This is a genomic window from Lysobacter sp. (assembly GCF_035655815.1).
GTDB lineage: Bacteria > Pseudomonadota > Gammaproteobacteria > Xanthomonadales > Xanthomonadaceae > Lysobacter_J.
In genome coordinates this window covers 55,448-73,779 of sequence record NZ_DASRTS010000064.1, presented here as the reverse complement: position 1 = coordinate 73,779, position 18,332 = coordinate 55,448, and the positions used below count along the sequence as shown (strand labels likewise).

Sequence of the window (18,332 nt, the reverse complement as noted above, 5' to 3'; positions counted from 1 at the left end):
CGGCGATTGCCGGCCCCTTGTTTTTCATGGCTTCTGGCCACATTGAACAGGCATGAACGAGACACGCGATTCCGGCGCTCCTGCGGAGGCCGTCGAACTCACGCAGGCGCAGCTGGCCGAACTGGTCGACCGCTTCTACGAGCAGGTGCGCGTGGATCCGGAACTCGGCCCGGTATTCAACGCGGCCATCGACGACTGGCCCGAGCACAAGCGCATGCTCACGGAATTCTGGTCGTCCGTCGCGCTGGGCACGCGCAGCTATCGCGGCAATCCGATGGCGGCACATCGGCCGCACCCGATTCGTGCTGAACACTTCGACCGCTGGCTTTCGCTTTGGCGCCAGACCGTGAGCGAGGTACTGCCGGCCGAACACGTGGAGCGCATGGTCGGCTACGCGGAAAAGATCGGCTACAGCCTGCGTTACGGGCTGGGCCTGAAGGACAAGGCCGGCACGAAGCCGCTGGGTCTGCCCATCGCGGCTCCGCGCTGACGCATGCCGCGGCTCAGAAGGCCGCGTCGAACGAAACCTCGCCCTCGACGCCGACCTGGTAGGCGGACACTCGGCGCTCGAAGAAGTTGGTCACTTCCTGCACGTCCTGCAGGTCCATGAACGCGAACGGGTTGGATGCGCCGAAGTGCCGCTCCATGCCCAGCTGTACCAGTCGCTGGTCCGCGCAGTACTGCAGGTACTGGCGCATGTCCTTGGGCGACAGACCGGCGACGCCGCCGGACAGCACGTCCTGGGCGAACTGCATCTCGCACTCCACGGCGTCCTCCAGCATCTGCACGACCTGCCGCTGCAGTTCGTCGTCGAACAGGCCCGGCTCCTCGCTGCGCGCGGTACGGATCACCTCGAACGCGAACGCCATGTGGCAGCTCTCGTCGCGGAACACCCAGTTCGTACCCGACGCCAGCCCGTGCAGCAGTCCTCGCGAACGCAAGTAGTACACGTAGGCGAAGGCGGCGAAGAAGAACAGGCCTTCGATGCAGCAGGCGAAGCAGATCAGGTTGAGCAGGAACTGTCGGCGCTGCGCGGTGGTTTCGATACGTTGCAGGTTCTGGATCGAATCGATCCACTTGAAGCAGAACTCGGCCTTCGCGCGGATCGACGGAATGTTCTCCACCGCCGCGAACGCCTTCGCGCGCGCGACTGGATCGGGCAGGTAGGTGTCCAGCAGCGTGAGGTAGAACTGCACGTGTAGCGCTTCCTCGTACAACTGGCGCGACAGGTACATTCGCGCTTCGGGCGCGTTGATGTGCTGGTACAGGTTCAGCACGAGGTTGTTGGCGACGATCGAATCGCCCGTGGCGAAGAACGCGACCAGGCGCTCGATCAGATGGCGTTCGGCCGGGCCGAGCTTGTGCTTGAGATCGTTGACGTCGAGCGAAAAGTCGACCTCTTCCACGGTCCAGGTGTTGCGGATCGCGTCGCGATACATCTCGTAGAACTGCGGATAACGCATCGGCCGCAAGGTGAGGTCGAAGCCTGGGTCGAGGAGGCGGTTGTGGTCGGTCATGGCGGGCCCTGAGGATCGTTTCGTTGGGGCCTTGCCCTTCAGCGGCGCAGCGGTGACGTCGCGAGGGGAGGGAGGCAGGCCGCGTCGCGCGCGCCGGCTAAAGGGCAAGGAAAGGGGAGCGTCGTCATCCCCGCGAAAGCGGGGATCCAGTGACTCTTCGAGCGTTGAAGGCGCTGGATTCCGACTTTCGCAGGAATGACGACGGATCGGTTACTGGCACGCCTCGCAGGCTTCGGGGTTTTCCAGCGAGCAGGCGATGGCTTCGGTCGGCGTGTAGTCGGACTTTGGCGCCTGCACTGCCGCACCGCTCACCGTCGCCTTCGCGATCTTCGTCGCCGGTCGCGAGCGCAGGTAGTAGGTGGTCTTCAGGCCCTTCTTCCACGCGTACATGTACATCGACGACAGCTGGCCGATGTTCGGGCTTTCGATGAACAGGTTGAGCGACTGGCTCTGGTCGATGAAGGCGCCGCGGTCGGCGGCCATGTCGATGAGCGAACGCATCGGCAGTTCCCATGCGGTGCGGTAAATCGCGCGCAACGATTCGGGAACCTCCTCGATGCCGTGGATCGATCCTTCCGCCATCTTGATGCGGTCGCGCAGTTCCGGCGTCCACAGGCCGAGTGTCTTGAGCTCCTCGACAAGGTAACGGTTGACCACCAGGAAGTCGCCCGACAACGTCTCGCGCTTGAACAGGTTCGACACCTGCGGTTCGATGCACTCGTAGCAGCCGGCGATGGACGCGATGGTCGCCGTCGGCGCGATCGCGATGAGCAGTGAATTGCGCAGCCCATGCTCGCGGATCCGGGCACGCAGGCCGTCCCAGCGATCGTTGTCTTCCGGTGTGACACCCCAGCGTCGAACTGCAACTCGCCCTGTGCGGCGCGCGTGTCCTCGAAGCCGGGATGACGGCCGCGCTCCATCGCCAGCTCGCTGGAAGCCGACAACGCGTGGAAGTAGATCGCTTCGGCGATCATCTTCGAGAGGTTGCGCGCCGGCTCGGAGTCGAACGGCAGGCGCAGCTTGAAGAACACGTCCTGCAGGCCCATCACGCCCAGGCCGACCGGCCGCCATTTCAGGTTCGCGCGGCGTGCGGTTTCGATCGGGTAGTAGTTGAGGTCGATCACGCGGTCGAGCTGGCGCACCGCAAGTCGCACCGTCTCGGCGAGCTTGTCGAAGTCGAAGCGTCCGGCTTCGCCATGCACCGGGCCCTCTTCGAAAAGTTCGACGTGATGCGACAGGTTGATCGATCCCAGGTTGCACACCGCGGTTTCCTCCTGCGAGGTCACCTCCAGGATCTCGGTGCACAGGTTCGACAGATGCACGACGTTGCCGTCGCGCAGCGTCTGGTTGCAGGCGCGGTTGGACTTGTCCTTGAAGTTCATCCAGCCGTTTCCGGTCTGCGCGAGCGTGCGCATCATCCGCGCGTACAGGTCGCGTGCCTTCACCTGCTTCACCGCCAGTCCGGCGGCTTCCGCCGCGCGATACGCGCGTTCGAATGCCTCGCCCCACAGGTCGGTCAGCTGCGGCACCCTGGCAGGATCGAACAGCGACCATTCCGCGTCGGCCTCGACGCGCCGCATGAATTCGTCCGGAATCCAGTTGGCCAGGTTGAGGTTATGCGTGCGGCGCGCCTCATCGCCGGTGTTGTCGCGCAGTTCGAGGAATTCCTCCACGTCCGCATGCCACGGCTCCAGGTACACACAGGCCGCGCCCTTGCGCTTGCCGCCCTGGTTCACCGCCGCCACCGACGCATCCAGCGTCTTCAGCCACGGCACGATGCCGTTGCTCAGACCGTTGGTGGAGCGGATCAGCGAGCCACGCGAACGCACGCGCGTGTATGAAAGCCCGATGCCGCCGCTGAACTTGCTCAGCTTCGCCACGTCCATGTAGCGCCTGTAGATGCCTTCCAGCGAATCCTCGGGCGAATCGAGCAGGAAGCAGCTGGAGAGCTGCTCGTGCGTGGTGCCGGAGTTGAACAGCGTCGGCGAGGACGGAATGTAGTCCAGCTGCGCCATGCGCCGGTACAGCGCCAACGCTTCGCCGACGTCTTCGCTCAGAGCGCAGGCGATGCGCAGGAAGAACTGCTGCGGTGTCTCGATCACGGTGCGCGCGGTGGGGTGGCGCAACAGGTAGCGGTCGTACAGCGTGCGCAGGCCGAAGTAGTCGAAGCGCTGGTTGAGCGTGTGGTCGATGGCGTCGTTGAGCTTGCGCGCGTTGGCCTGCACGAACGACAGCAGGCGGTCGTTGATCAGCCCCAGTTCGTGCCCGCGCTGCACGGACTGCGAGAAGGCGTGGATCTCCAGCGTCGCCACTTCCTTCTCGATCACACCCGCGAGCAGGCGCGCGGCGAGGCGGCCGTACTCGGGTTCCTCGGCGGTGAGCAGCGCTGCGGTGCGGATCGACAGTTCATCGAGTTCGCGCGTGCTCGCGCCGTCGTACAGGCCGGAGATGGTGCGCGTGGCCACGCGCATCGGATCGACGGCGAACAGACCTTCGCAGTTGCGCGTCACCGCGCGCACGATCTTGTTGAGGTCGACGGGCTCGCGTCGGCCGCTGCGCTTGGTCACCGTCATGGTGAGGTTGGCGGCGGGCGGGGTCAGTGCGAAGCCCGGCGGCACCTCCGCAGGAGCCAGTTTGCTGGCGACAGAGGCATCGTCATGGTCCGGGTCGCCAGCAAGCTGGCTCCTACGGTCCAAGGTCGGGGTGGTGGTGGTCATGTCTGGCTCCTGTGCATGGCGCACGGTCGCCGCCCTTCCCTCGAAGGGCGACGCGGGCGCGGAAGCCCGGAGCATGAGAACGGGGTGTCGCGCAGCCCGAGACGGACGGCGCGGCAGCGGCGAAGTCGTCAACGACACGCCGATACCGATGCGACACCGACCGTCTTCCCTCCGAAGACTCCCTGGCCGGTCACCGCGCGGTGTGCAACGCGCGGTTGTCGGCAGGTCTTCGGGCTCGGGACGAGACGCCGGTGCGTTCCGGCGTCGCCTACCGGTGGCCGCTTCCCAGGCTGTGCACCCAGTGCCATGACCACCTTCGTTTCCCATACCGCTGCGGGGCAGCGCCGGCCTTGGACGTCCTCGCAACACGAGGTGTCCGCACCGGCTTCCCTTTTAATCCGCCCGGTGGGGCGGCACCGACGGGCACAACATAGTGGGGGTATGGGCATCCGTCAACGCAAAATGTTGTGGATAACTGCGCCGACGCCGACTGGACTGCGTTTGCGGCCATGGTGAATGGCGGGGACAATGTGCGGCGATACGGCAGTCGCTGCCGTCCCGCTGCAAAACCCATCCCCTCCCGACCCTCCCTTCGCAGGAGGGCTTTTCCTTCCGTCATGGAAGGCTCAAAGGTGAAGCCCATGTCCATCGTCCGCATGACCGACCTCGACCTCGCCGGCAAGCGCGTGCTGATCCGCGAAGACCTCAACGTTCCCATCGAGGACGGACGCATCACCTCCGAGCAGCGCATCACCGCGGCCCTGCCAACGATGAAGCTGGCGCTGGAGAAGGACGCGGCGGTGATGGTGACTTCGCACCTGGGCCGGCCGAAGGAAGGCACCTGGACGCAGGAGGACTCGCTGGCTCCGGTGGCCAGGCGCCTGTCCGAACTGCTCGGCATCGAAGTGCCGCTGGTGAAGGACTGGGTGGATGGCGTCGATGTAAAGCCGGGCCAGCTGGTGCTGCTGGAGAACTGCCGCATGAACGTCGGCGAGGGCAAGGACGACGAGGCGCTGTCGAAGAAGTACGCGGCGTTGTGCGACGTGTACGTCATGGACGCATTCGGTACCGCGCATCGCGCGCAGGCCTCCACGCACGGTGCGATCAAGCATGCCAAGGTCGCGTGCGGCGGACCGCTGCTGATGGCCGAGCTGGACGCGCTGGCCAAGGCCCTCGACAACCCGGCGCGCCCGCTGCTGGCCATCGTCGCCGGCAGCAAGGTCTCGACCAAGCTCGAGCTGCTCTCCTCGCTGGTCGGCAAGGTCGACCAGCTGATCGTCGGCGGCGGCATCGCCAACACCTTCATCGCCGCGCTGGGTCATGGCGTGGGCAAGTCGCTGGTCGAAACCGACCTCATCGACACCGCGAAGAAGATCATGGCCGACGCGCAGGCACGCGGCGCCAGCATCCCGTTGCCGGTGGACGTGGTGGTCGCGCCGAAGTTCGCGGCGGACGCACCCGCGACGATCAAGGGCGTCGACCAGGTCGGCGAGGACGACATGATCCTGGACATCGGCCCGGAGACCGCGTCGAAGTACGCGCTGATGATCGAAGACGCGGGCACGGTGGTGTGGAACGGCCCGGTCGGCGTGTTCGAATTCGACGCCTTCGGCCGCGGCACCGAAACCGTTGCCCACGCGATCGCCGAATCGAAGGCGTTCTCCATCGCCGGCGGCGGCGACACACTGGCGGCCGTGGACAAGTACGGCATCGGGAACGACGTCTCGTACATCTCCACCGGCGGCGGCGCGTTCCTGGAGTTCCTGGAAGGCAAGGAACTGCCGGCAGTGGCCGCGTTGAAGGCGCGCGCCTGATCAGCCCCTCGTCGGAAGGGACGTGTCGCGCGACTGCACCGAACCCGCCGCGATGCGGCTCGCAACCCCTCCCCAACCCTCCCCTGCAAGCAGGGGAGGGAGTTCCGATCGCAACACGGGATCACACATGACCACGCTTTTCTTCGACATGGACGGGACGCTGATCGATTCGGCGGTCGGCATCACGCGCTGCGTCGAGTACGCGCTGGTGAAGATGGGGCTGCCGGTACCGGCCGAATCCGAGCTGCGCCGCTGGATCGGCCCGGCGCTGCGGACGAGCTTCGGCCCGCTGCTCAACGACCCGGTGCGCGTCGAGGAGGCCGTGCTGCATTACCGCGATCGTTTCGAGGCGCAAGGCTGGTCTGAGCATGAAATCTACGCGGGCATCAGCGAGACCATCGAATCGCTGCATGCCGCTGGTCATCGCCTGGCGGTGGTCACGGCGAAGAACGAGCCGCATGCGCGCAAGATCGTCGAGCACCTGCCGTTCGGCCATCGTTTCGTCGACGTGGTCGGCGCCACGCCGGACGGCCGCATCAGCCACAAGGACCAGCTGATCGCAGAGGCGCTGCAGCGCTTCGGTATCGCTGCCGACGAATGCTGGATGATCGGCGACCGCCGCATGGACATCGAAGGCGCACGCCACCACGGCATGCGCAACGTCGGCGTGCTGTGGGGCTTCGGCGGCGAGGCGGAACTGCGCGAGGCCGGTGCCCTGCATCTGGCTACCACGCCCGAAGAACTGCCGCGCCTGCTCGCGGCCTGACCCGCGCGGCGCGATCCGTGGCGAGGCGCCCACGCGCGCCTCGCGACACCGGGTGGTCTGCTTTTACCGTGTGAATTTCAGACCACTTGCGTGAATGCGCCGCGGTATGGCGAAGGTGCGCCGCGGTTCAATTCGAAAGTACGAACAGCTGTGCTAGCGTCGCAGGATTCACGGACCTGCCTTCGCAATGACGACCAAACGCCGCACCAAGATCCTTGCCACGCTGGGCCCCGCGACCGATCCGCCGGGCGTTCTGGATTCACTCCTCGTCGCGGGCGTCGACGTCGTCCGCCTCAATTTCTCGCACGGCGATCCGTCCTCGCAGATCGCGCGCGCCAATGCCGTGCGCGAAGCCGCGCAGCGCGTGGGCGTGGAAGTCGGCATCCTGGCCGACCTGCCGGGGCCGAAGATCCGCATCGAACGTTTCGCCGAAGGCCGCGTGCTGCTCAAGATGGGCGACCGCTTCGACCTCGTCGCCAGCGCGGACGCACCGCCCGGCAACCTGCGCGAGGTCGGCGTGAGCTACCTCGGGCTGCCCAACGACGTGCGTCCCGGCGACGTGCTGCTGCTCGACGACGGCCTGCTGCAGTTGCGCGTGGGCGCGGTGGAGGGCGAGCGCATCGTCACCACCGTGCTCAACGACGGCGTGCTGTCCGACCGCAAGGGACTCAACAAGCAGGGCGGCGGTCTGTCGCTGGGCGCACTGACCGAGCGCGACAAGGAACTGATCAAGGTTGCGGCCGAACTCGGCGCGGACTTCATCGCCGTGTCGTTCTGCCGCAATGCCGACGACATGAACGAGGCGCGCCGCATCGCCCGGGAAAACGGCAGCGATGCCGCGCTGGTCGCCAAGGTCGAGCGCGCCGAGGCCATCGAGAACCTGTCGGAAATCGTCGACGCCAGCGACGTGGTGATGGTTGCGCGTGGCGATCTGGGGGTGGAGATCGGCGACGCCGAGCTGCCCGGTCTGCAGAAGAAGATCATCCGCGAGGCGCTGGAGCGCAACAAGGTCGTCATCACCGCGACGCAGATGCTTCAGTCGATGGTCGACAGTCCGATCCCGACGCGCGCGGAAGTGCTGGACGTCGCCAACGCCGTCATCGACGGCACCGACGCGGTGATGCTGTCGCAGGAATCCGCGGCCGGTCGCTATCCGGTCAAGGCGGTCGAGGCGATGGCGCGCATCTGCCTGGGCGCCGAACGCCAGTTCGATCACGACACCGACTTCGAAGCCGCGCCGCGCAACCTGGAACGTGCCGACCAGGCCATCGCCATGGCGGCGATGTTCCTGTCCGAACACATCGGCGTGCGCGCCATCGTCGCGATGACCGAATCGGGCGGCACCGCACGCTTCCTGTCACGCTTCCGCGCGCAGGTGCCGATCTACGCGATGTCGCGCCACGACGGTGCGCGCCGCCGCATGCGCCTGATGCGCGACGTGGTCGCCTACGCGTTCGACAGCCGCGGCCTGACCTCGCGCGATGCCGCGCGCAAGGCGGTCAAGGAACTGTTCGAACAGGACCTGCTCAGCGTCGGCGACCGCGTGATGTTCACCAGCGGCGACCACATGGAGCGCCATGGCGCCACCAACACCCTGCGCCTGCTGCAGGTGGGCGAGGGCGGCGTCGCGGAGGGGCTGGGCGAACTCTGACCCGTGCTTGCGTCACGGCGCGACCGGTCGCGTCGTGACGCCACCTCCAGGCACGGTTAGTCGTCCACGCCATGAAAACGCATACATCCCAAGTGGTATTGAATTCCGGGGTGTGTGGTCTGCAAGTATTTGATTTCGTGTGGTCTTGAGCAGCCCTTAACGGTGTGCTCGGGCTATAATCACGGGCTTCCCACCGCTCCCGCAGGACGTCCAATGAGCATCGAACAGCTTGCCGAAACCGCCCAGGCCATGGTGGCCCCGGGCAAGGGCATCATCGCCATCGATGAGTCCACCTCGACCATTGCCAAGCGCTTCGCCGGCGTCGGCATCGAGAACACCGAGGAAAACCGCCGCGCCTACCGCGAGCTGCTGCTCACCACGCCCAAGCTGAGCGATTACATCTCCGGCGCCATCCTGTTCGACGAGACGATCCGCCAGTCCACCAAGGCCGGCCAGCCGTTCGCGCAGTACATGAGCGAGCACGGCATGATCCCGGGCATCAAGGTGGACAAGGGCACGCACAACCTGGCCGGTTTCCCGGGCGAGGTGGTGACCGAGGGTCTGGACGGCCTGCGCGCTCGCCTGGAGGAGTACTACCGCCTGGGCGCCCGCTTCGCCAAGTGGCGCGCGGTCATCAACATCGGTGAGGACATTCCGTCGGGTACCTGCATCGATGCCAACACCCATGCGCTGGCCCGCTACGCCGCGCTGTGCCAGGAGCAGGGCTTGGTGCCGATGGTGGAGCCGGAAGTGATCATGGACGGCAGCCATGACATCGAGACCTGCTACGAGGTCACCGAAGTCACCCTGCGCTCGCTGTTCGCTTCGCTGTACGAGCACAGCGTGATGCTGGAAGGCACCATCCTGAAAGCCTCGATGGTGCTGCCGGGCACGACCTGCGCCGAACAGGCCTCGGTCAACGACGTCGCCATTTCCACACTGCAGTGCCTCAAGTCCACCGTGCCGGCCACGCTTCCGGGCATCGTGTTCCTGTCGGGCGGACAGTCGGACGAGGACGCCACCGCGCACCTCAATGCGATGAACCAGATGGGCCCGAATCCGTGGCCGCTGTCGTTCTCCTACGGCCGCGCCATGCAGGCAGCCGCGCTGAAGTTGTGGTCGCAGGACCTCGTGAACAACTTCGCCAAGGCGCAGCAGACGGTGTACGAGCGCGCCCGCGACAACGGCTTGGCCGCGCTGGGCCAGTGGAAGCAGGCCGCGTAACCGCGTTCTGTCGTCTCGAGAAAAGCCGGCCCTGTGCCGGCTTTTCTTTGTCTGCGCTACGGCGCGGTTTGCGCAGCGTCGCTGCGCGTCGTGCCAGATGCCTCCAGCTTCGCAGCGCCGCAGGCATGCAGCCGATGCTGCACGTAGCGTTCGTACAAGGTGGTATGCACGTTGTGTAACGCCAGCTCGATCCGGAAGGGCGTGCGCGGATTGCGGTCGAGCAGGCGCGCGATGTGGAATCCCACCGGCTTCACGCCCTGCCTGTGCACGTAGACCCTGAAGCCGCCGTAGAACGGGTCGGCGAGTTCCGCGTCCATTCGCTCCAGCACGTCGCGGTCCGCTGGCGAGAGTGCCGCGCGCAGTTGCGGATCGCGTTCGTACAGCAGCCGCTCGAAGAAGCGGCGCACGCGACGCGCTTCCATCGTGCGAGCCAGTGACCAGATTTCGCGATTTCGCTGGTTGTAATGCTCGAATCCCTGATGCGTGCGCAGGGCTGCCGCGGCGGGCGCGCTGAGGTCGTACACGACGAAGTTTTCCGCCTGGTTGTTCAGGTCGTCCAGCTTGCTGCGGTCGAACACGTGATAGATGAAGCCGGGCAGGCCCATGAAGGCCTGCCTACCGTCACGCGATGCCGCTTCGGCGACGCCGTCGCGGACGAACTCGCCCGCCGAGCTGCCCAGCAGGATGCTGCGCGTCGTGCGTAATCGCTTGAAGGTGCCGATGACGATCTCGTCCGCGTCGAACTCCGCATCGAATCCCTCACGACCGTACAGCTCGGCCTGCGTCGCGTACTGCGCTACTTGGCGTCCGACTCCGCATTCGCCGCGAACCTGGCCGGCATAGAACGCCTCGATCGCACGCCAGTTGCCCTCGCGGGGCTGGTAAGCGCGCCCGAACGAGGCCACGGACGTCCAGCCGTCGCGGCGCGCACCGGTGGGGCCGAAGCCGATCCAGCCGACCTGCAGCGCGGAAAAGCGGAAGCCTTCATTAGCCAACAGCTTGTCGACCGCGCGGCGCGTCGCATCGCCCAGGCGGAAGCCGAAAGCGCATGTCGTGGCGGGATGCGCGAAGAGCCGCGCGTGGAGTCGTTCGCGTGCCGATGCATCCAGGCCTGCGGGCACGAATACCCGAAGGTCCCCGGCCGCCTGCGCTTTGGCGAGCGTGTCGCGATCGCAGGGCGTGCCCGGTTCGATGCGCGGCGCATCTTCTTGCGTGGCGATGAAACGCCAGCCGAACTCCTCGAGCAGGCCGCGGCTGCAGTCACCATTCGCTGGCGATGCTGCAGCCGCAGCCACGCTCGCCGCCATCGACAGCAATGCAACGAACCGGGGAAAACGGCCGCGCGGCCGTCGCGCGCCAGGAGTCACCGAGCAGTCACCGTGAAGTAGGCGGCGTTGGGTGTGCCTATGGCTCCCGAGGCATCGCTACCACGCACGAACACGAAATGGCGGCCGGGCGCGAGTCCCGCGGTGGCAACGGTGGCACGCGCGACTTCGCGGCTGGCGTCGTAACGCCCATCGGCAGGTTGCATGGCGATACGCGCCGCGCCGCTGCTCCACGGACGCTTGTCGAGATACGCCGATGCCGCGGCGATGGTGTGGACTGTCTCGCTGCCATAGCTGGTGTTGAAGCGGCCGTCGTCGAGCGTGGCGGTGACCGTGACCGCCTGTCCGGCCGCGACGCTGGCCGGCGATACGGTGACGGACACAGCATCCGGACCCGATGGATAAACGTAGGGCGCCGTCAGGTTGCGCGCGGCATAGCGCAGCGCCGCAAGGTTGCGTGGCAGGGTGGTGTTCTGGAATGTCGTGCAGCTTTCGAAGAACGCCACACCCATCTCGATCGTGTAACTGGGCACGCCCAGCAGGCCGTACATCGTGTCGGTGGTGGTGCCATCCGCCACGTACAGGCCGACCCACTGCCGCGGCGCATAGTCGTTGAACCACGCGATGCGCCGACCCAGCGTGCGCAGCGCGCGGTAGTTCGGCGTGGCGGAACTGCTGTACGACCAGGGCCACAGCACCATCTTCGAATAGCTGTGAAGGTCGATGAACAGGCCACGGTAGTCCGACGGCGCCACGGAGGTCGCCGCGCCGCCACGGCGGTCGGAAAAGAGGCCGCCGCGATACACATCTGACGCATCTGGCACGCCGGCGGCATAGCGCAACAGGTTCTGCGTCTCGGGTTCGGAGCTGCGCTGCGGCCCGCGATACGTGCCCGAGCATGGATTCCCGCTCGATCCACCCGATGCGGCGTTCCACCGGTACGGGAAGTTGCGGTTGAGGTCGACGCCGTAATCGTTGGCGCTGCACGAGCCGTTGCGATCGTTGACGTTCTTGCGCCAGGACGCACCGGCCTCCGCGCGCACGCGTCCGTCCGGATTCGCCTGGAGGACAAGGTGGAACCGGTAGGTATCGAGCAGCCACGTCGCCTCGGCATCGTGGCCGTGTCCATCGACCAGCCATTCGGCGAATCGGGTCAGGACCTCGGCCGGCGTGTACTCGCGTGCGTGGATCGATCCGTAGACAAGCATCGCGGGCTTGTTGGCGAGCGTGGCATCGGTGGCCCGGTTGCCAAGCACCAGCACGCGCATGCGATGTCCGGCGGCCGCGTTCTGCGATCGCAACCAGCTCGGACCGATATCGACCACACGCGCGAGGTCCGGTCGCTGCGCGGCCAGCCGGTCCATCGTCGCGTAGGTTTCCTCGACGGTGCGGTAGCAGGCGTAGCCGCCGATCGAATCGGTGCCCACCGCCAGCGCATCTTCGCTGTCGTGAAGGCGGGACGTCGCCACGCCGTCGATCCGCACATCGATGCCCTCGCGGCGCAGGGCAAGGTACTCGTCGTAGGTCGCCTCCCAGCGCGCCGTACGGGTGCGCTCGTCGACGATGACGTGCTGGAAGCGTCCGGCAATCCGCTGCAGTTGGGCCCGGTCCGCATACGTCGCCTCGACGAACAGCAGACGCGAGCCGGAATCCTGCGCCAGCGCGGTGCCGCCGACGCAGCCCAGCATGAGTCCGGCAAAGGCGGCGCGTCGCAGGCGGGTCACCCGCGCAGACTAGGCGCGGCTTCGCACTGGGGACGTGAATGGGCGTGGCCACCTTGGCGCGCCACTCGCGTTCACGGCTCGTGCACGCGACGTGCACGCAGTCACGACGAGGATAGGTTCAGGCGGTGTTTCCGATACGAACTCGATTCGTCAGCCCGCCGTAAGACTCGAGTGCCAGGTCTGCAAGCGAAGTGCCGAACGAGGGAGACGGCAATGAGCCAGCCGGAGGATGGAGTCGTCAAACGGCGTGAGCGGGTGGCGTTCCTGCTGCTTACCGCCGTGATCTTTCCGCTCGCGACGGTCCTGATCGTCGCCAGCTACGGGTTCATCGTGTGGATCTGGCAGATGTTCGCCGGTCCGCCGACGGGACATTGACCCATGTCCGCGCCGCCGGATTCCGCGCGCCGTGCGCTCCTGTTCGGCCGCCGCGCGCCTGCGCTTCGGCCGCCCTGGGCGCTGGATGAAGCCGACTTCCTGGATGCCTGCACGCGCTGCAACGCGTGCGTGGAGCATTGCCCCGAGCACGTGCTGGTGCGTGGCGCCGGCGGTTACGCGGTGTTCGATCCGCGCATGGGCGAATGCACGTTCTGTGGCGAGTGCGCGTCTGCCTGCGAGCCGCACGCGCTGGACCGCTCGGTGCAGCGCGAACCCTGGCACCTGTCTGCAAGCGCGGGCGACGCGTGCCTGCCGCGCCGAGGCGTGGTCTGTTCCAGTTGCCGCGATGCCTGTCCGGAACAGGCCATCGCCTTTCCATTGACCTCGCGCGTTCCCGCACCGGCCATCGATGCCGCGCGCTGCACCGGTTGCGGCGCATGCGTCGCGGCGTGCCCGGTGGACGCACTGGTCCTGCATCCACGCGTCACGGAGGTGGCATGAACGGAACACTATCGGCGGACCTGCACATCGCCAGCCTGGTCGTGCAGCACCGCGAAGACGCCATGGGCGTACTGGACGAGTACATCGACGCCGTCGCGGACGCCGAAGTGGCGCTGCGTGGCGCGACCCGCAGCATCGTGCTGTGCGAATGCAGCGACCAGTATGCGGTGCTCGACCGCATGGACGCGCTGCGCGCGCTGCCGGGGGTGTTCAACGTGGCGCTGGTCTACCACCACGCCGAGCCGCGCGACGCGCTCGACGGACAGATATCCACCAATGAAACCGCTGGAGCCGCGCCATGACCACCCGTCGCGAGTTCATCCGCAACACCGCCGTCGCCACGGCCGCCGCCGCCGCGGGCATGTCGCTGCCGGGCGACGCGGCCAACGTGATCACCGAAGGCGACCTGACCGGACTGAAGTGGGATAAGGCGCCGTGCCGGTTCTGCGGCACCGGCTGCGGCGTCAATGTGGCGGTCAAGGCTGGCCGCGTCGTGGCCACGCATGGCGACGTGCACGCCGAGGTCAACCGCGGCCTCAACTGCGTCAAGGGCTACTTCCTGTCGAAGATCATGTATGGCGATGACCGCCTGACCATGCCGCTGCTGCGCAAGAAGAACGGCGTGTACGACAAGAACGGCGAGTTCGAGGAGGTCAGCTGGGACGAGGCCTTCGACGTCATGGCCGCGCAATTCAAGCGCGTGCTGAAGGAGAAGGGCGGCGACGGCATCGGCATGTTCGGCTCGGGCCAGTGGACCGTCTTCGAAGGCTACGCGGCCAACAAGCTGATGAAGGCAGGCTTCCGCAGCAACCACATCGACCCGAATGCGCGCCACTGCATGGCCTCGGCGGTGATGGGGTTCATGCGCACGTTCGGCATGGACGAGCCGATGGGCGTCTATGACGACATCGAGGCGGCCGATGCCTTCGTGCTGTGGGGCTCGAACATGGCCGAGATGCACCCGATCCTGTGGACGCGCATCACCGACCGGCGCCTGTCGCATCCGCACGTGAAGGTGGCGGTGATGTCGACGTTCGAGCACCGCAGCTTCGAACTGGCCGACATACCCATCGTCTTCAAGCCGCACACCGACCTGGTCATCCTCAACTACATCGCCAACCAGATCATCCAGACCGGCAAGGTCAACCGCGATTTCGTCGACAGGCACACCAGCTTCAAGCGCGGCAACCAGGACATCGGGTACGGCCTCAGGCCGGACCATCCGCTGGAGATGAAGGCCAGGAACGCCAAGGATGCCAACGGCGGAGAGGTCATTACCTTCGATGACTTCGCGGCGTTCGTGAAGCCCTACACGCTGGAGCGGACGGTCGAGATGACCGGTGTGGAACGCGGCTGGCTGGAGAAGCTGGCCGAGCTGTATGCCGACCCGAAGATCAAGGTGATGTCGACCTGGACCATGGGGTTCAACCAGCACACGCGCGGTGTCTGGTGCAACAACATGATCTACAACATCCATCTGCTCACCGGGAAGATCTCCACGCCGGGCAACAGCCCGTTCTCGCTGACGGGCCAGCCGTCCGCCTGCGGCACCGCACGCGAGGTCGGCACCTTCAGCCATCGCCTGCCGGCCGACATGCTGGTGGCCAACCCGGAACACCGCAGGCACGCCGAGGAGATCTGGAAGATCCCGCGCGGCATCATCAAGCCCAAGCCCGGTTACCACGCAGTCGAACAGAACCGCATGCTGCGCGACGGCAAGCTCAACGCGTACTGGGTGCAGGTCAACAACAACATGCAGGCCGCGGCCAACCTCTACGAGGAAACCTGGCCGGGGTATCGCAATCCGAAGAACTTCATCGTCGTGTCCGACGCGTACCCCACCGTCACGACGCAGGCGGCGGATCTGGTGCTGCCGACCGCGATGTGGGTGGAGAAGGAGGGCGCGTACGGCAACGCCGAGCGTCGTACACAGTTCTGGCACCAGCTGGTGAACGCGCCGGCGCAGGCACGCTCCGACCTGTGGCAGCTGATGGAGTTCTCCAAGCGCTTCACGACGGATGAATGCTGGCCGGCGGAAATCCTCGCCGCCAACCCGCAGTTCAAGGGCAGGACGCTGTTCGACGTGCTGTTCAAGAACGGCAACGTCGACCGATTCCCCGTCTCGGACATCGAACCCGGTTACGCCAACGACGAGTCCACCCACTTCGGCTTCTACGTGCAGAAGGGGCTGTTCGAGGAATACGCGGTGTTCGGTCGCGGTCATGGCCATGACCTCGCGCCGTTCGACGACTACCACCGCGCACGTGGCCTGCGCTGGCCGGTGGTGAACGGACGCGAGACGCGCTGGCGCTATCGCGAGGGGTCAGACCCATACGTGAAGGCTGGCACCGGTTTCCAGTTCTATGGCAATCCGGACGGCCGCGCGGTGATCTGGGCGCTACCGTACGAGCCGCCGGCCGAATCGCCGGACCAGGAGTTCGACCTGTGGCTGGTCACTGGGCGCGTGCTGGAACACTGGCATTCGGGCTCGATGACCATGCGCGTGCCCGAGCTGTATCGCAGCTTCCCCACGGCGATGGTCTTCATGAATCCCGACGATGCGCGAGCGCGTGGACTGAAGCGTGGCGACGAGGTGCGCGTGATATCGCGGCGCGGCGAGATGCGGACGCGCGTGGAGACGCGCGGACGCAACCGCATGCCGCCTGGCGTCGTGTTCGTGCCGTGGTTCGACGCGGGCCAGTTGATCAACAAGGTCACGCTGGACGCGACCGATCCGATCTCGAAGCAGACCGACTACAAGAAGTGCGCGGTCAAGATCCTGGCTGCATAGGAGCCACGCCATGAGCAACGCATTTACCCGTAATCGTCCGCTCTGGATCGTGGTGGGGCTGGGCGTGGCCGTGATGGTGCTGGTGTTCCTCGCCGGATGGCTGTTCGGGCGCGGCAGCGAGCGACACGGGCGCGCGACGCCACCAGCGGCGACGACAACTCGTCCGTCAGCGGAGGGATCAGCGCTGGGCCGCACCGACATGCGCCAGCTGGACGCCTTGCGACGCGGCATTCCGGTCGACCAGGAGGCGACGCCCTTGCCGCTGGCGCACGTGCTGAACACCGACGTCCGCCGCGAACGCGCGTATCCGATGCAGCCGCCAACGATCCCGCACGCCATCGACGGCTACCAGGTCGACAAGAACAGCAACCGCTGCATGCTGTGCCACGCGCGTGCCAACGCGGACAAGTTCCAGGCGCCGCCGGTCAGCGTGACGCACTACATGGATCGCGACGACCAGTTCCTCGCCGCGATCTCGCCGCGCCGCTACTTCTGCAACCAGTGCCACGTAGTGCAGACCGACGCGCCGTTGCTGGTGGGCAACACCTTCCAGACCATCGACGAGGTACTGGCCGCGGCCGAAGCCGGCACGGCCACGCCGGAAGCGGCGAACAGGGGCGTGCAGTGATGCGCCGCCTGCTGGATTGGCTGCGGCCGTACTGGCTCACGCTGCGAAGGCCCAGCGTGCACTACAGCCTTGGCTTCCTGGTGGCTGCCGGCTTCATCGCGGGCATCCTGTTCTGGGGCGGCTTCAACACCGCGCTGGAGGCGACCAACACCGAGAAGTTCTGCACCGGTTGCCACGAGATGAAGACCAACGTCTTCCAGGAACTGAAGACCACGATCCACTACAGCAACCGTTCCGGCGTGCGCGCGACGTGTCCGGACTGCCACGTGCCGCACGATTGGACGGACAAGATCGCTCGCAAGATGCAGGCGTCCAAGGAAGTCTGGGGCAAGGTCTTCGGCACCATCGACACGCGCGAGAAGTTCCTCGACCACCGCCTGGAACTGGCCATGCATGAGTGGGCGCGCCTGAAGGCCAATGACTCGCTGGAGTGCCGCAACTGCCACGACTACCAGTCAATGGACCTGACCCGCCAGAGCCCGCGCGCAGCCCAGATCCACAAACGCTGGCTGCACACGCGCGAGAAGACGTGCATCGATTGCCATAAGGGCGTGGCGCACCACCTCCCCGACATGGCCGGCGTACCGCAGGGGTGAGGAGCGGCGCTTGCGCGCCACTGGCGCGCGCCGCGACGAACGCCCGGCCAAGGATGGCCGGGCCGGGCGATCCGAAGCCGGTCGCGTGACGCCATGGATGGCTGCAGGTCTCACCAAACACCACGCAACACGCCATGTCTCATTGAGGCCTTGCCGACATGCCCCACACGCCGTGCTTCACCGTCTTCCCGGCGAAAGCAGGAGCCCGTTTTTCTTCCGCTTCGCACGTGCCGAACAAGCAAGATGGATTCCAGCTTTCGCTGGAATGACGGCAATTCGTGCATCCAATGTTGCGCAGGGTGAGGGCCTGCGCCCCGGCCTTCGCCGGGACGACGGCTGTCTCAGTCAGCCTTCACCGTCATCCCGGCGAAAGCCGGGATCCATTCCACAGCCCCGAAATGCCCAGAAAGATGAATTCCAGCTTTCGCTGGAATGACGGAGCGGCCGGATGCGTCCACCTTCCCCCTTTGAAAAAGGGGGATACAGGGGGATTCGCTTTTCGGAGATGCGCGCATGAACGATGTTGTGCATGCGGTGAGGGCCTGGATCCCCCGGCCTTCGCCGGACGGCTATACCGAGCCAGCCCTCACCGTCATCCCGGCGAAAGCCGGGATCCATTTTTAACGGCGTCAGATGCATCGAGAAGATGGATCCAGCTTTCGCTGGAATGACGGAGCGATCGGGTCAACCCCGTGCTGCAGGT

Annotated in this window: 15 protein-coding genes, 1 pseudogene and 1 riboswitch; of the genes and pseudogenes, 11 read left to right on the top strand and 5 right to left on the bottom strand. The window is 66.1% G+C overall.

The window, feature by feature from the left end; genetic code table 11:
* The first annotated feature begins 52 nt into the window (after positions 1-52).
* Positions 53-490 carry a group III truncated hemoglobin gene (locus VFE83_RS17125; RefSeq protein WP_324908393.1) on the top strand — a complete coding sequence of 146 codons (438 nt, stop codon included), beginning with the start codon at positions 53-55 and terminating at the stop codon, positions 488-490.
* Between the two features lie 13 nt (positions 491-503).
* On the opposite strand, the gene VFE83_RS17120 is transcribed toward VFE83_RS17125, so the two are convergent.
* The 3 genes and pseudogenes from VFE83_RS17120 to VFE83_RS17115 form a co-directional block, all read right to left on the bottom strand.
* Positions 504-1,517, bottom strand: coding sequence for a ribonucleotide-diphosphate reductase subunit beta (locus VFE83_RS17120; protein ID WP_324908391.1), 1,014 nt, complete (start codon positions 1,515-1,517; stop codon positions 504-506).
* Between the two features lie 210 nt (positions 1,518-1,727).
* Positions 1,728-1,913: a hypothetical protein gene (locus VFE83_RS19545; protein ID WP_414674779.1), complete on the bottom strand. Its 186-nt coding sequence runs from the start codon at positions 1,911-1,913 to the stop codon at positions 1,728-1,730.
* Positions 1,914-1,925: 12 nt separating this feature from the next.
* A pseudogene (locus VFE83_RS17115) lies at positions 1,926-4,090 on the bottom strand (ribonucleoside-diphosphate reductase subunit alpha); the annotation flags it as partial.
* A 347-nt stretch (positions 4,091-4,437) separates the two neighbouring features.
* A riboswitch (cobalamin riboswitch) is annotated at positions 4,438-4,670 on the bottom strand.
* A gap of 205 nt (positions 4,671-4,875) precedes the next feature.
* Here VFE83_RS17115 and VFE83_RS17110 point away from each other — a divergent pair.
* From VFE83_RS17110 to VFE83_RS17095, 4 genes are all read left to right on the top strand, one after another.
* Positions 4,876-6,048, top strand: coding sequence for a phosphoglycerate kinase (locus tag VFE83_RS17110; RefSeq protein WP_324908389.1), 1,173 nt, complete (start codon positions 4,876-4,878; stop codon positions 6,046-6,048).
* Positions 6,049-6,175: 127 nt separating this feature from the next.
* Positions 6,176-6,814, top strand: coding sequence for an HAD family hydrolase (locus VFE83_RS17105; protein ID WP_324908387.1), 639 nt, complete (start codon positions 6,176-6,178; stop codon positions 6,812-6,814).
* A 187-nt stretch (positions 6,815-7,001) separates the two neighbouring features.
* A complete protein-coding gene (gene pyk / locus VFE83_RS17100; RefSeq protein WP_324908385.1) occupies positions 7,002-8,465 on the top strand; it encodes a pyruvate kinase in 1,464 nt (487 codons plus the stop codon).
* 213 nt (positions 8,466-8,678) lie between these two features.
* The gene (locus VFE83_RS17095; RefSeq protein ID WP_324908383.1) at positions 8,679-9,689 is read left to right on the top strand and encodes a class I fructose-bisphosphate aldolase; all 1,011 of its coding nucleotides are present in this window, start codon (positions 8,679-8,681) and stop codon (positions 9,687-9,689) included.
* Between the two features lie 56 nt (positions 9,690-9,745).
* Here the strand turns inward: VFE83_RS17095 and VFE83_RS17090 are convergent, their stop codons facing one another.
* On the bottom strand, positions 9,746-10,984 hold the full coding sequence (locus VFE83_RS17090) for a hypothetical protein (RefSeq protein ID WP_324908382.1): 1,239 nt from the start codon (positions 10,982-10,984) through the stop codon (positions 9,746-9,748).
* A 68-nt stretch (positions 10,985-11,052) separates the two neighbouring features.
* Positions 11,053-12,738, bottom strand: a complete 1,686-nt coding sequence (locus VFE83_RS17085) for a M14 family zinc carboxypeptidase (RefSeq protein ID WP_324908379.1) — start codon at positions 12,736-12,738, stop codon at positions 11,053-11,055.
* Between the two features lie 213 nt (positions 12,739-12,951).
* Between VFE83_RS17085 and napE the strand changes: the two genes are divergently transcribed.
* Genes napE through VFE83_RS17055 form a run of 6 tightly spaced genes read left to right on the top strand, consistent with a single transcriptional unit; the run spans position 12,952 to position 17,629 of the window.
* Positions 12,952-13,113, top strand: a complete 162-nt coding sequence (napE, locus tag VFE83_RS17080) for a periplasmic nitrate reductase, NapE protein (RefSeq protein WP_324908377.1) — start codon at positions 12,952-12,954, stop codon at positions 13,111-13,113.
* Between the two features lie 3 nt (positions 13,114-13,116).
* Complete coding sequence (gene napF / locus VFE83_RS17075) at positions 13,117-13,614, top strand: ferredoxin-type protein NapF (RefSeq protein WP_324908375.1); 498 nt, start codon at positions 13,117-13,119, stop codon at positions 13,612-13,614.
* Positions 13,611-13,916 (top strand): chaperone NapD, encoded by a 306-nt coding sequence (locus VFE83_RS17070; protein WP_324908373.1) that lies wholly within the window; start codon positions 13,611-13,613, stop codon positions 13,914-13,916. Before napF ends, VFE83_RS17070 begins: the two co-directional genes overlap by 4 nt.
* Complete coding sequence (gene napA, locus VFE83_RS17065; protein ID WP_324908371.1) at positions 13,913-16,405, top strand: periplasmic nitrate reductase subunit alpha; 2,493 nt, start codon at positions 13,913-13,915, stop codon at positions 16,403-16,405. The genes VFE83_RS17070 and napA overlap by 4 nt, the downstream gene beginning before the upstream one ends.
* Positions 16,406-16,415: 10 nt before the next feature.
* Complete coding sequence (locus VFE83_RS17060; protein WP_324908369.1) at positions 16,416-17,033, top strand: nitrate reductase cytochrome c-type subunit; 618 nt, start codon at positions 16,416-16,418, stop codon at positions 17,031-17,033.
* A complete protein-coding gene (locus VFE83_RS17055; protein WP_324908367.1) occupies positions 17,033-17,629 on the top strand; it encodes a NapC/NirT family cytochrome c in 597 nt (198 codons plus the stop codon). Before VFE83_RS17060 ends, VFE83_RS17055 begins: the two co-directional genes overlap by 1 nt.
* Positions 17,630-18,332 lie beyond the last annotated feature (703 nt).